The sequence below is a fragment of the Marivita sp. genome (genome assembly GCF_022763305.1).
GTDB lineage: Bacteria > Pseudomonadota > Alphaproteobacteria > Rhodobacterales > Rhodobacteraceae > Marivita.
In genome coordinates this window covers 17,227-30,838 of sequence record NZ_JALEGT010000021.1, presented here as the reverse complement: position 1 = coordinate 30,838, position 13,612 = coordinate 17,227, and the positions used below count along the sequence as shown (strand labels likewise).

At 62.6% G+C, this 13,612-nt stretch carries 13 protein-coding genes; 2 read left to right on the top strand and 11 right to left on the bottom strand.

The features are described from left to right. Window positions 1-74 precede the first annotated feature (74 nt). On the bottom strand, window positions 75-1,127 hold the full coding sequence (ugpC, locus tag MRY75_RS04165) for a sn-glycerol-3-phosphate ABC transporter ATP-binding protein UgpC (RefSeq protein WP_292305891.1): 1,053 nt from the start codon (window positions 1,125-1,127) through the stop codon (window positions 75-77). Window positions 1,128-1,425: 298 nt separating this feature from the next. On the opposite strand from ugpC, the gene MRY75_RS04160 reads away from it, so the two are divergent. Next, window positions 1,426-3,306, top strand: a complete 1,881-nt coding sequence (locus tag MRY75_RS04160) for an acyl-CoA synthetase (RefSeq protein ID WP_292305890.1) — start codon at window positions 1,426-1,428, stop codon at window positions 3,304-3,306. A 144-nt stretch (window positions 3,307-3,450) separates the two neighbouring features. Continuing rightward, complete coding sequence (locus MRY75_RS04155) at window positions 3,451-3,849, top strand: DUF1801 domain-containing protein (protein ID WP_292305889.1); 399 nt, start codon at window positions 3,451-3,453, stop codon at window positions 3,847-3,849. Here MRY75_RS04155 and MRY75_RS04150 read toward each other — a convergent pair. From MRY75_RS04150 to rpsU, 10 genes are all read right to left on the bottom strand, one after another. Next, entirely contained in the window at window positions 3,846-5,204 is a 1,359-nt protein-coding gene (locus tag MRY75_RS04150) for an amidase (RefSeq protein ID WP_292305888.1), read from the bottom strand. The genes MRY75_RS04155 and MRY75_RS04150 overlap by 4 nt on opposite strands. Window positions 5,205-5,260: 56 nt before the next feature. Further along, window positions 5,261-5,581, bottom strand: coding sequence for a metalloregulator ArsR/SmtB family transcription factor (locus MRY75_RS04145; protein WP_292305887.1), 321 nt, complete (start codon window positions 5,579-5,581; stop codon window positions 5,261-5,263). A 62-nt stretch (window positions 5,582-5,643) separates the two neighbouring features. After that, window positions 5,644-6,888: a mandelate racemase/muconate lactonizing enzyme family protein gene (locus MRY75_RS04140; RefSeq protein ID WP_292305886.1), complete on the bottom strand. Its 1,245-nt coding sequence runs from the start codon at window positions 6,886-6,888 to the stop codon at window positions 5,644-5,646. 85 nt (window positions 6,889-6,973) lie between these two features. Beyond that, window positions 6,974-8,053, bottom strand: a complete 1,080-nt coding sequence (locus tag MRY75_RS04135; protein ID WP_292305885.1) for an alcohol dehydrogenase catalytic domain-containing protein — start codon at window positions 8,051-8,053, stop codon at window positions 6,974-6,976. Window positions 8,054-8,126: 73 nt separating this feature from the next. Beyond that, entirely contained in the window at window positions 8,127-9,332 is a 1,206-nt protein-coding gene (locus MRY75_RS04130) for a TCR/Tet family MFS transporter (protein WP_292305884.1), read from the bottom strand. A gap of 65 nt (window positions 9,333-9,397) precedes the next feature. Further along, window positions 9,398-10,186 (bottom strand): 3-oxoadipate enol-lactonase, encoded by a 789-nt coding sequence (gene pcaD / locus MRY75_RS04125; RefSeq protein WP_292305883.1) that lies wholly within the window; start codon window positions 10,184-10,186, stop codon window positions 9,398-9,400. Window positions 10,187-10,196: 10 nt separating this feature from the next. Further along, entirely contained in the window at window positions 10,197-11,174 is a 978-nt protein-coding gene (locus tag MRY75_RS04120; RefSeq protein ID WP_292305882.1) for a threonine/serine dehydratase, read from the bottom strand. A 3-nt stretch (window positions 11,175-11,177) separates the two neighbouring features. Continuing rightward, window positions 11,178-11,999: an alpha/beta hydrolase gene (locus tag MRY75_RS04115; protein ID WP_292305881.1), complete on the bottom strand. Its 822-nt coding sequence runs from the start codon at window positions 11,997-11,999 to the stop codon at window positions 11,178-11,180. Then, window positions 11,999-12,676 (bottom strand): haloacid dehalogenase type II, encoded by a 678-nt coding sequence (locus MRY75_RS04110; RefSeq protein ID WP_292305880.1) that lies wholly within the window; start codon window positions 12,674-12,676, stop codon window positions 11,999-12,001. The genes MRY75_RS04115 and MRY75_RS04110 overlap by 1 nt, the downstream gene beginning before the upstream one ends. Before the next feature lie 511 nt (window positions 12,677-13,187). Next, a complete protein-coding gene (gene rpsU / locus MRY75_RS04105) occupies window positions 13,188-13,394 on the bottom strand; it encodes a 30S ribosomal protein S21 (RefSeq protein WP_008207378.1) in 207 nt (68 codons plus the stop codon). Window positions 13,395-13,612 lie beyond the last annotated feature (218 nt).

Here is a 13,612-nt window from a genome sequence, read left to right as displayed (position 1 = left end):
CTGGTCTCCCTGTGTGTCCGGATGCGCGATTGTCGCATCGCGATTTCCCGGTTGAGCCGGGACTCTCTGGTTGGTCAGCCGTCGATCCTTTGGCCGGTCTCCGTTGAAAAGAGGTGGCAGATCTCGGGCGGAACGTGGATCGAAACCGGATCGCCGATTTCGGCCCGGAAGGATTTGTCGGCTTTGACCGCGACAAGCGAGGGGCCGATACGCACCGAAATCATCGTTGCGTCGCCCAGAAGTTCGAGCGTGTAGATCGAGGCAGTAATCTGACCGTCGCCTTCCGGCGCGAGTGCCGCATCTTCTGCCCGAAAGCCGAGCGTCACCTTCCCGGACCCGGCGGTCAGCCCGGTGATGTGCGTGTCGCGCGCGGTAAAGGTGCCGTCCGCGACATCGCCATCAATCAGGTTCATGGCCGGATTGCCGATGAAGCTCGCGACAAAGACATTGGCGGGGCGGTCATAGATTTCCGTCGGACTGCCGACCTGCTGGACCACTCCCTTCTCCATGACCACCACGCGGTCGGCGAGGGTCATCGCCTCGATCTGGTCGTGGGTGACGTAGATTGTGGTGACGGCGAGTTCATGGCTCAGGTTCTTGATCTGCGCGCGGGTCGAGACGCGCAGTTTGGCGTCGAGGTTCGACAGCGGTTCATCCATCAGGAACACGTTGGGTTCGCGAACGATGGCCCGCGCGAGAGCGACGCGCTGACGCTGACCGCCGGACAGTTCCGCCGGTTTGCGGTGCAGGAAATCGTCCAATTCCACCATCGCGCTGGCGCGGCGCACCCGCGCATCATGGGTCGACGCATCAACTCCCCTTACGCGGAGCGGAAAGCGGATGTTCTCGTAGACGTTCATGTTCGGATAGAGCGCGTAGGACTGAAACACCATCGCCACGTCGCGATCCTTGGGGTCAAGCTTGTTCACCACGCGCCCGTCGATGGCGATCTCACCTTCGGTGATGTCCTCAAGACCTGCAATCATCCGCATCGTCGTCGTCTTGCCGCAGCCCGAGGGGCCGAGCAGGACGAGGAATTCCTTGTCGGCGATCGTCAGGTTGAAATTGTCGACGCCGACGAAGCTGCCCCAGCGTTTGTTGACGTTCCTGAGCTGGATTTCCGCCATGCTTCCCCCTGCGCAACACTGAAATCTGCGGTCGACCACCCCACCAAGCCATAGGGTCGGCGGTTTGGCAAGACTTCTTTGCAAACGTGTGCAAAAAATCAAAACCGATCAGAAACCCGGCCAAATGCCATCGCGTTTTCTGTTCGACGGCACGGTGGATCATGTATGGATCAGCTTTGAACGCAGCGTCATGTGCAATCTGTCGTAGCGTCGGGCTGTCTTGTCCGGGCAAAATATCCGCTAAACGGGCTTGCCAGCGAGCGTGCTTGCTGGCGCGTGACACAAGGGAGGGGACGCCATGACGTTTGCGAGTTTCGAGGACCGCAACGCGATCGAGAATGAAATGCCGTGGGCCGAACGGGATCTGCCAGCGACGCTGTTCGCACAGTTGAGCAAGACCGCGGCCGCCTTTCCCGACCGACCGGCGACCAGTTTCCAACTGCTTTCGGGCCCTCAGGACAAGGCCGAAACGCTGAGCTGGTCGCAGCTGCTCGAACGCACCGTTCAGGCCGCAAACCTTTTCCGCAAACTGGGGATCGGCGAAAACGACGTGGTCGCCTATGTGCTGCCAAACAGCAGCGAAACCATCCTGACGCTTTTGGGTGGTGCGATTGCAGGCATTGCGAACCCGATCAATCCGCTGCTCGAACCGGAACAGATCGCGGCGATCCTGCGCGAGACCGGCGCAAAGGTGGTGGTCACGCTCAGAGCCTTCCCGAAAACCGATGTGCCACAGAAGGTCGCCGAGGCCTGCCGCCACGCGCCCAATGTGCACACGGTCCTGGAAGTGGACCTGAACCGCTATCTCACACCGCCGAAATCGTGGATCGTACCGCTCATCCGGCCCAAGAACCCCGGCGGGCACCATGCCGATGTGCTGAACTTCACGACCGAGTTGAAGAAGCAGAACACAACACTCGACTTTGCCGACAGTGCAGGCGACCGGGTCGCAGCCTACTTCCACACCGGCGGCACGACCGGCATGCCCAAGGTTGCCCAGCACCGGTATTCCGGGATGATCTACAACGGTTGGCTTGGGCACAAACTTCTCTTCACCGAACAGGACAGCATCATGTGTCCGCTGCCCCTGTTCCATGTCTTTGCCTGCCACGTGATCCTCATGGCCTCGGTCGTGTCTGGCGCGCACACGGTTTTCCCGACGCCACAGGGCTACCGAGGGGAGGGTGTCTTCGACAATTTCTGGAAGCTCTGCGAGCGTTGGAAAACCACCTTTGTCATCACCGTTCCAACCGCCATGTCTGCGCTGATGCAGCGCCCGGTGGATGCGGATCTTTCGACGATCAAAACGGCGTTTTCCGGCTCTTCGCCCCTGCCGCTCGAACTGTTCAACCGGTTTGAGAAGGCCTGTGGTGTCCGCGTGGTCGAAGGCTATGGTCTGACCGAGGCGACATGCCTTGTGTCCTGCAACCCGCCCGACGGGCTGAAGAAGGTCGGATCGGTCGGCATTCCTTTCCCGCATACGGATGTGAAGATCCTCAGCCAGAAAAACGGCGAGGTCGTGACCTGCGGCGTGGACGAAATCGGCGAGATCTGCATTTCGAACCCGGGCGTCTATGCCGGGCACACCTATACCGAGGCGGCCAAGAACGCGGACCTGTTCCATTTCGGCACCCATCTGCGCACAGGAGACCTGGGTCGCATCGATGCGGATGGCTATCTCTGGATCACGGGACGGGCGAAGGACCTGATCATTCGAGGCGGGCACAATATCGACCCAGCCGAGATCGAAGAGGCGCTTCTGGCGCATCCCGCGGTGGCCTTTGCCGGGGCGATTGGTCAACCCGATGCCCATGCCGGCGAGCTGCCCTGTGCCTTCGTGGAACTGGTCGAGGGAGCCATTGTGACCGAGCAGGATCTTCTGGATCATTGCGCCGTGCATGTGCACGAACGCGCGGCTGTGCCCAAACACATGACCATTCTCGACGAATTGCCCAAGACGGCGGTGGGCAAGGTGTTCAAGCCAGATCTGCGCAAACACGCGATCACCCGCGTGTTCAATGCCGCGCTCGACAAGGCCGGATCACCGGCGCGGGTGGTTTCGGTTGTCGATGACAAAACCCTTGGTCTGGTGGCGCAGGTGACGCTGAATGGCGCCTCGCACGCGGATGTGGGCCACGTTCTGGGTAATTTTGCCAATCGCTGGGAAGAAGCAGCCTGACGATGATGTCCGGTCAGGGGAAGGTTGTACCGACCCCAACCCGTGTGCGATTGTGCGCCTTCCGGAGAAAAAGCGGGGTATGTGTCTGCCCGGTTCACGTGGCGCGCCCTTGACGGGTCAGGACCGGCCCTGTCTTCTGGGAACATGGTCAATCCCCCGCCCATTCCCGCGCAGGTGCAGGAGGCGCTCGACAGGTTCGATGCGCCTCGGAAATCGCTTTTGGAGCAACTGCGCGCCCTGATCTTCGATGTGGCTGCAGGCGCACCAGAAGCGGGTCCGGTGACGGAAACGCTGAAATGGGGCCAGCCATCCTATGCATCTGCCAGGGGCACGCCGCTGCGCCTCGGGCTTACCGCTGATGGCAATCCGGCGGTGTTTGCCCATTGCCAGAGCCGTGTCATCCCCGAAGCGCGAAGCCTTTTTGCCGAGGACCTGCAATTCGAGGGCAACCGCGCGATTGTCCTTCGCGTCGATGCGCCGATCCCGGAGGATGCCTTGCGGCAGGTGATCCATGCCGCTTTGACCTATCGACTGAATCGTTAGCGCACGATCGGGTCGATCAGCGTCACCGGTAGGTTCAACGCCTGTTCCAGCGTATGGGCGACCTGCAGCAGACGGGCTTCCCCCCGTGGGGGGCCGATGAGCTGCAGACCGACGGGCATCCCCGAGCGCGTAAAGCCGACGGGCAGCGACAGGGCAGGAAGCCCCGCGACCGTGGCCAGAAAGGCAAATTGCAGCCAGTCGATATAGTCGCGCATCGGTCGGCCCGCGACCTCGGTCGGAAATTCGATCTCGACCGGCAATGGGGCAAGGCCATTGACCGGGCAGGCCAGCACGTCATGCGTTTTGAAGAACATGGCCATGGAGTTGTAGATCGTCGCACGGTCGCGCTCGGCCTGAACATAATCGTCAAAGCTCATCGCGTGGGCATCCGCGAGGTTGCCCTTGATCGTGTCCTTGTAGTGCATGCTGATGCTGTCCGGCGTGACCTGATAGCTGCCCAAGAAGGACAGGCAGCGCAAGGCGCGGAAGGTTTCGTCCAGCCGTGGCAGGTGCGGGCAGTGTTCCTCGACCGTGACCGAGGGCAGACGCAAGCGTTCGAGCGCGCCGCGCAGGACATCGTCGATCTCGGTGGTGACAGCGGCAAACCCGTTGAAATCAGGGGTATAGGCAATGCGGATCGAACCGGCATCGCGCTTGGCGGTCTCGAGATACGGGGTGTCTGGCGCGGGAAACGAAATCGGCCAGATCGGATCGAAGCCCGCCATCGCATCGAGAAAGAGCGCGCAGTCAAGAACATCGCGCGCCATCGGGCCTTCGACACCACCGGTGGTGAAGCCAAGATGGGCTGAGCTGCCTCCGGCAATACCCGGAGAAGGGCGCAGGCCCACAATGCCGCAGTAATTTGCCGGGCTGCGCAGGCTGCCGCCGAAATCAGACCCGTGGCTGAGCCAAAGCTCTCCAGTGGCCAGCGACACCGCAGCGCCGCCGGAAGAACCCGCAGCGTTCATCCGTATGTCCCAGGGATTGCGCGTGGCACCGAAGACTGCGTTGAACGTGTTGGCCCCAGCCCCCAGTTCGGGTGTATTGGTTTTGCCCAGCACCACGCCGCCGCGCTCTTCCAGGCGTGCGACCAGCGGGTCCGAAACCGACGGAACATGATCGGCCATGCCCCGGGTGCCCAGCGTTGTGCGCACACCTTCCACGGCGGTCAGGTCCTTGATCCCGATGGGCAGACCGGCAAGCAGGTTGTCATGCGCCGCAGGCATCGCGCGGGCCCGGTCCGGGCAGCGGGTGACCACGGCATTCACGTGCGGTTCGACCTGATCCATGCGCTGAAGGCTGGCGTCGATCAGATCAGCAGTCGTCACCTCTCCATCGCGGAGAAGGGAGATCACCTCTCGCGCGGTTTTCGCGCAAAGTTCGGGGCCGGAAAAGGCAGTGTCAGGGCGCGTCACGATCCGCAGAACATCCCATGAAGATGCGCGATCAGCCGCGCGGTATTGTCGTCGTTAAGGCTGTAATAGATGGTCTTGCCATCCCGCCGCGTCTTGACCAGCTGCTCGTCCCGCAGACGGGCCAGCATCTGGCTGACCGCAGCCTGACGGATGTTCAGAAGGGCCTCCAGCTCGCCCACGGATTTTTCACCCACGCCGAGGTGACACAGGATCATCAGTCGACCCTCATGCGCCAGCGTCTTGAGATAGGCGGCAGCCTTCTCGGCACTTTGGGCCATGTCCTGCGCAGCATCCGGCGCAAAACTCGTATCGGTCATTGGAGAACCCCCGGTAACTCCCGTGGTATTAACACCGATACATCGGCGGTTTCAAAGTTTTATCACGCGTCGGCGGACGGAGGGGCCGACGGTGCGCCGCCGGTGAAGGCATTGCCGTTCTTGTAGTCACAGGGCGCTTCCTGCATCTGCAGGTGCAGACCGGTTCCGGTAAACGGATGGGCACGGGCCAGATCCTCGTCCACATCGATACCAAGGCCGGGCGTGTCAGGAGCCGTGATGAACCCGTCCTCGACAGTGATGCTGTTCCGGATAAGGGCTGCGTGGAACGGTGTCTCGATGGTTTCGGCCAAGAGCACGTTCGGGATCGAGGTGCACAGATGCACATTCGCCGCCCATTCGATGGGGCCCGCATAAAGATGCGGTGCCATTTCGGCGTTGAACGCTTCGGCCATGCCCGACAGCTTCTTCATTTCCCAGATGCCCCCAGCGCGCCCCAAGGCCGGTTGAAGGATCTTGGCCCCGCCGGTGCGCAGCAGTGTGGCGAACTCGGCCTTCGTGGTCAGCCGTTCACCCGTGGCGATGGGGATGCGCACGGCGCGGGCGACCTCGGCGAATTCGAGCAGGTTGTCGGGCGGGATCGGCTCTTCGTACCAGAGCGGTAGATAGGGTTCGATCGCCTGACCCAGCCGGATCGCGCCGGAGGTGGTGAACTGGCCATGGGTGCCGAACAGAAGGTCCGCCTTGTCGCCCACCGCAGAACGGATCGCCTTGCACATCTCGACAGACAGCGAAATGTCCGTCAGCGCGGGCTGGTGACCGCCCCGGATCGTGTAGGGGCCGGCGGGATCGAATTTCAGCGCGGTAAAGCCCCGTTTCAGGTAATGCGCCGCAGCCTCGGCCTGTGCGTCCGGGTTGGTCCAGAAGCCGTCGATGTCATGATGGGGCAGGGGATAAAGATAGGTGTAGGCGCGGACCTTGGGCGTCATCTGCCCGCCCAGCAGTGCCCAGACAGGGCGGCCCCGCGCCTTTCCAAGGATGTCCCAGCTGGCGATCTCAAGACCCGAGAACGCGCCCATGACGGTCAGGTCAGGGCGCTGGGTGAAGCCCGAGGAATAGGCGCGACGGAACATCAGTTCGATGTTCTCGGGGGACTCGCCGCGCATGTGGCGGTCGAACACGTCTTCGATCACCGCTTTCATCGCGTCAGGTCCAACGCTGGAGGCATAGCATTCGCCCCAACCGGTGATGCCGCTGTCGGTGGTCACCTTGACCAGCGTCCAGTAGCGCCCACCCCACCCCGGAGTGGGCGGCGCAGTGGTGATGACATCGAGCGCGTGCAGTTTCATCGGCTGTCCCTTTCCTGTGGGCAGAGGATGCGTCGACGCATCCTCGCGTTTCCGTCGACGGAAACGCGCTGGTTGCGGAGGGTCGTCAAAAAAGGATCACGTTGCGCTTGGCCCCGCCGGCCTTGGTGTCGGCGATGGCCTCGTTGATCTGGTCCAAAGACCAGCGGCCGGACACCAGCTCGTCCAGCTTCAGACGGCCCTGACGGTAAAGGTCGGCCAGCCACGGGATGTCGCGGCGGATCACCACGTCGCCCATCTTGGATCCGATCATGCCCTGACCCATGAAGGCCATCACGACGGGTTCGTACTCGGCCATCGCGCCCGAATGCGGCATTCCGATCATCACCATGCGTCCACCCCACCCCATGTAACGCGGCGCGTCGTCATAGGCCGGGATCGCGCCCACTGTGACGGCGACGAGATTCGCGCCGCGGCCAAGAATTTTGTGAACCGCTTTCCATGGTGCTTTCTGTGTCGCCAGAACGCCGTCCGTGGCACCAAAGGCTTTGGCGGTCTCCAGTTTCTCTTCGGTCATGTCCACGGCCACGATGCGCCGAGCCCCGGCGATCCGTGCGCCCTGAATGGCGTTGAGCCCTACGCCGCCCGCGCCGATCACCACCACGTCTTCACCAGTGCGCAGCTTACCGGCGTTCACGATGGCCCCGACCCCGGTGATCACCCCGCAGGCCATGAGCGCCACCGCTTCTGGGGGCATATCATCGGGCAAGGGGACGACCTGACTGTGATGTACAACGACCCGTTCGGCAAAGGCCCCGCAGTCCATCGCTTTCTTGACGGGGGTTCCATCTGGGCGGGTGATCGGGGACGCGCCGGTATCGGGAGCCTCGCAGATTGTTGGCTTCCCGCTGGCGCAATTCGCGCAGGCGCCACAGGAGCGGATCAGCGTGACCACGACGCGCTGCCCGACTGTCAGGTCACTGACCGATGCGCCCACGGCTGAAATCCGACCGGCGGCCTCGTGCCCGTAGACCGCAGGCAGATCGCCGCCCCACGCGCCCTCGGCATAGTGAATGTCGGAATGGCAGATAGCTACGGCTTCGAGCGTGACCTCGATCTCTCCGGCCTCCGGAGCGCGCAACTCCACCTCTTCCAACTGGAGTGGTTTGCCGAATTCGGTACAGACGGCGGCAGTGATGCGGGTCATGCGGTCTCCCTTGTTTGGGCACAACCTGAGGGCCGCGCGATCCAAGCGCAAGCGGGAAGTCGACCTGCGCCGGTCAGGCTGCGACAGGGCTGCGGCGTGGGGCCAGAAAGACCACGAGGGCCACGACGATCAGCGCCAGCGACAGAAGGAAGGGTGCGCCGGGGAAATAGACGCCCGTGTCCACCCGTGTGTAGTGCGCGAAGACTCCGGTCATCACCAAAGGGGCGATGATCATCGCAATCGCCCCGACCGAGGTCAGCGCGCCCTGCAATTCGCCCTGCCGTTTGTCGCCGACCGTTTCCGACATGATGCCTTGCAGGGCTGGTGTGATGACAGCCCCCAAGGCGGCAAGGGGTGTGAGGATCAGAGCGATGGTGCCCGAAGTGACAAAGGCCAATGCGGCGAAGGCAAACACATCGAAGACAAGGCCATAGATCACCGTGCCGCGCTTGCCCAGCCGCACAAGGATGAGGCGGATCAACCCGCCCTGAACGACCGCCATCATGATGCCGAACAGGCCCAGAGACAGCCCGATCATGCCCGCGTTCCAGCCGAACCGGGCCTGACCGAAATACGCCCAGACCGCCGGGTAGACGAAGAACGCCACCTGATAGAGGAAGAACACCGCAAAGAGCCGTCCCAGCCCCGGCAACTCTCCTAGCGCTTTGAAAGCCCCAAACGGATTGGCGCGGCGCCATTCGAAGGGGCGACGGATCGCGTCGGTCACGGTTTCCCGCAGCACGACATAGCCCAGCACGGCGTTTGCACCCGCCAGAGCTGCGGCGGCAAGGAACGGGGCGCGCGTGCCCCATTCGCCCAGCAGGCCGCCCATCAACGGTCCGATCACAAAGCCCAACCCGAAGGCCGCCCCGACCAATCCGAAATTCTGCGCTTTTTTCCCGGGGTCCGAGATGTCGGCCATATAGGCGGACGCGGTTGCCTGCGTGGCCGAGGTGATGCCACCGATGATGCGGCCCAGCAGAAGCAGCCAGATGCTGCCCGCAACGGCCATCACCACGTAGTCGGCCGCCATGACCACCAGCGAGATCAGCAGAACAGGCCGCCTGCCGAACCGGTCCGAGAGGTTGCCGATGACTGGACCGAAGAGGAATTGCATGATCGCGAAGACCGTGGTCAGAACCCCGCCCCAGAGCGCGGCATTCGCCAGATCGCCGCCTGTGACCTCGCGGATCAGATCGGGCATCACCGGGATGATCAGCCCGACGCCCATGGCGTCGATCATCACGGTGATCAGGATAAAGACAACGGGCAGGCGCATGAGCAGTGCTTTCGGAGACAGGCAGATGCGCCTCTACCTGTAAACTACACTTGACAGTTCGGCAGTCAATGCGCCTGTGCGGCAATAAACTCCGATAGCACCCGGGCGTATTCGTCCGGCGCTTCGACACAGGGCAGGTGGCCTGCCTTGCGGATCAGGTGAAATTGCGATCCCGGCACAAGGTCGGTGGTTTCCCGAACCAGGTCGGGTGGGGTCGATCCGTCCTCGCTGCCGGCGATGCCCAGCGTCGGCAAGCGCAGCGCAGCGGTAGTGGTGTAAAAGTCCGTCCCGGCGATAGCGTGTGAGCATCCGACATAGCCGTCGACCGATGTCCGGACCATCATGTTGCGCCAGATGCGGAACTCGTCCGTGGCGCGGAAGGCAGGGGTGAACCAGCGGATCATGGTGGCATCCGCCAAGGCCTCGACCCCACCCGTTTCGACATCAGCGATGCGCTGGGCCCAGATCTCGCGCGTGGCGATCCGGGCGGCGGTGTTCGACAGGACCAGTGCGCGCACCAGATCAAGCCGCTTGGCGGCCAGTCCCTGCGCCGTCATGCCCCCGATGGAGAGGCCGACGAACACCGCATCCCTGACACCGAGATGATCCATCAGCCGTTCGGCATCGCGCACAAGCGTGCCCATGCCATAAGGCGGCGGTGTCCCGTCCGAAAGCCCATGCCCGCGTGTGTCGTAGCGGATGTATTTCAACCCGGTCTTCGGCATCCGCGCGATCACCTTGTCCCAAAGGCGCAGATCGGTGCCGAGCGAGTTGCAGAATACCACGGGCGCACCGTCGGGATCCCCGTCGATGCGGTAATGCAGTCGGATGTCGTCCAGATCAGCGGTCAGCATGGTTGCGGCCTTACCCTTCGCCGAACCGTTCAAGCGCGCGCAGGAACACGGCGCGGTCCACATTGCCGCCGGAGATCGTGCAGACCACGGTGTCGCCTTCGATCTGGTCTCCGTGATAGAGCGCTGCCGCCAGAGCAACCGCACCGCCGGGTTCGGCAACCAGTTTGAGCCGTGCAAAGGCTTGCGCCATGGCCATTTGTGCCTCGTCATCCGAGACAACGATGCCGGGGCCACAAAGCCGGTGCATGATCGGGAAGGTGAGGTTCCCCGGTTGGGGTGTCACGATCGCATCGCACAGCCCGCTGGCGCTGCCGCTGTTCCGTTCGATCTGACCCGAGGCGAGAGACCGTGTCACATCGTCAAACTCCTTGGGTTCCGCAGGGCGGACCCGCATGCCCGGAGCATGGGCTTCAAGCGCCAGCGCGATCCCGGAAGTCAGACCGCCGCCACCACAACACACGATCACGTCCGCTTCGGTCACACCCAGGTCCGCCGCTTGCGCCGCGATTTCAAGACCGCAGGTTCCCTGACCGGCGATCACCTCGGGTTCGTCAAAGGGGCGCACCAAAGTCAGGCCGCGCTCTTCGGACAGTTTGGTGCCAATGGCGTCCCGGTCCTCGGTCGCACGGTCATAGAGCACGACCTCGGCACCAAGGGCGCGGGTGTTGTCGATCTTCATCTTTGGCGCGTCCAACGGCATGATGATCACGGCGCTTGCCCCGAATTGCTTGGCCGCCAAGGCCACGCCCTGCGCATGGTTGCCCGAGGAATAGGCGATCACGCCGTTCTTGCGCTGCGCGTCCGAGAGGGCGGACACCGCCGACCGCGCGCCGCGATATTTGAAGCTGCCGGTATGTTGCAGGCATTCCGCCTTGACCAAGACGCGCCGTCCCGCAATCTCGTCCAGGAACGGCGAAGACAAAAGCGGCGTCACCCGCGCGTGACCTTTCAGGCGGCCGGCCGCCGCCTCGATGCGGTGAATGTCCATGAATTACCTCAGCATATCCAGCCAGCGCTTCAATGCGCTCAGGCTTTCGGGTTCGTCAAGAAAGGGAATGTGTCCGCGATCCGCCACCTCGACCGCGATCATGTCAGGGCGACGGCGCTTCATCTCGGCAAAGGTCTCGGGCGACAGCAGGTCGGAATTGGCACCCCGCAGGCAGGCAAGGGGCAGGCCGGACAAGGCGTCGAAGAGCGGCCAGAGATCAGGCATCGGCTGGGCGCCCCCGTCCAGCACAGCGTCACGCAGGCGGGGATCATAGGTCAGGTCCAGCCCGTCTTCGGTTTCGTTGAAGAGGATCTGCGCTTCGCGCAGCCACCGCTCGGGGGGCACATTGGCAAAGCCCGTCAGCATTTTGGCGCGCGCCGCCGCGACCTCTTCATGGGTCTTCAAGGTGGGTTTGCGGCCAAGATAGCCTTTGATCACCTCAAGCCCCTCGGGTGCGATTTCAGGTCCGATGTCATTGAGCGCCACACCCCTGAGCCGATCCTTGACCGTCGCGGCCAGAACCATCGCGATCAGCCCGCCGCGCGACGTGCCCAGAACGGCAGACTTGGCGATGCCCAGATGGTCGAGCAGTTCGATGGCATCGCGACCCTCGACCGGGATCTGATAGGTGGCCGGATCGCCCCAATCGGACTGACCGCGCCCGCGATAATCCAGCCGGATCAGGCGCACGCCGTCCAAGTGCGGCGCGACAAAGTCGAAATCCCGCCCGTCGCGGGTGAGCCCGGCAAGGCAGAGAAGCGGCAGCCCGTCGCCCTCGTCCGAATAGTGCAGGGCCAGACCGTCGGATGTGGTAAAACGGGGCATCAGGCCAACTCCGGGATTGTGGTCAGATCGGTCAGGGTATGGGCAGGGCCGTGGGGCAGCCTGTCGATCGGATCCCCGGCGCGATTGACCCAGACTGTTTCAAATCCGTACCCGGATGCGCCGGCAATGTCCCAGCCGTTCGACGACACGAAAAGCACGTCTGATGTGTCGTACCCGAACCGCGCGCCCACCATGTCATACACGGTCGAGGACGGTTTGAAGATCGCCACGTCCTCGACCGACAGAACCGCATCAAGAAACGGCCCGATCCCCGCGCTGTCCACTGCGCCGTCCAGCATGTCCTTGCTGCCATTGGACAGGATCGCACAGGTCTTGCCCGCCGCCTTGAGTTGCGCGAGCATCAGCGGCACTTCTCGATAGGCCGCGAGCTCCCAGTACAGCGCCAGAAGACGTTCTCGAAGCTCCGGATCGTCGGTCAGCCCAACCTTTTCCATGGCCCAGTCGAGCCCGTCTTTGGTCACGTTCCAGAACGGCGTGTAATTCCCTGTGATCGTGCGCAACCACGTATATTGCAACTGTTTCAGGCGCCAATGCTCGGCCAGTTGCGGCCAGACCGCCTTGAGCGCGTCGCGTCCCGGCTCCTCTGCGGCCACGCGCGCTGCAGAGGCGACATCGAACAGCGTGCCATAGGCATCAAACACGCAGACCTGTGCCATGATCGCGACCTCCCCTTGCTTGACGCGTGCAAGGTGTCAGATCGGAGCTGGGGAGGAAAGCGCTGTTTCGGGTGTAGATTTGTCTCGGACCTCCCGGAGGCGCTCGCCGCCGTGTGTGTCGCCCTTGGCTGCCTCGTCGAGATGCGCAGCCCCGGGCGTATTGGTGGTGGACCAGTCCTTGGGCAAAAAAGGTGCGTGATATGTGGCGGGCGGGCCAAAATCGGACGCATCGATCGAGGTCTTGCGATCAATAAAGCAAGGTTAGAGAATCGCAAAACTGTGGATGGGGGCGCAGGCACTGGTTCAGTGCGGTGCCGAAAGCGCCTGCTGCAGCGCCAAGACGATCCGGAAATTTATGGGCAGGGCAAAGAATCTTCGTACGAAGATTCTCTCGTGCGAAGGTTGAGAAAGTCTTTATGGGGCAGGAAAAATCGATCACCCGACAAAAACAAACCCCCGAAAGCGGATCGCCTCGGGGGTTCGGAAAGTTAAGCGTGCCCGAAAGAGCTGCTTAGAGCATACCTTCGCGCTGCGCCTTCTTGCGCGCCAGTTTGCGCGCACGGCGGATCGCTTCGGCTTTCTCGCGTGCCTTTTTCTCGGACGGCTTTTCGAAATGTTGCTTGAGCTTCATTTCACGAAAAACGCCTTCACGCTGCAGCTTTTTCTTCAGAGCGCGGAGCGCCTGATCGACGTTGTTGTCACGAACACTAACCTGCATGTGGTTTTCACCACCTTTCTAAGTTGGATTTGCAAGGAATTGCAGGAGCGCGCCGTATAGCAAGGCTCTCGTCCTTTGTCCAGTCTTCAGAGCGCGGTTCGAGGCGGCACCGGATATCGAAGCGGGGCATGCTAAAAAAAGGTCCCGCCCTCCCGGGGTCTCGTGTCGCACTGGCCGATCCGCGCCATTCGGCCTAGGTTTCTTCGTGCACTCAGCAC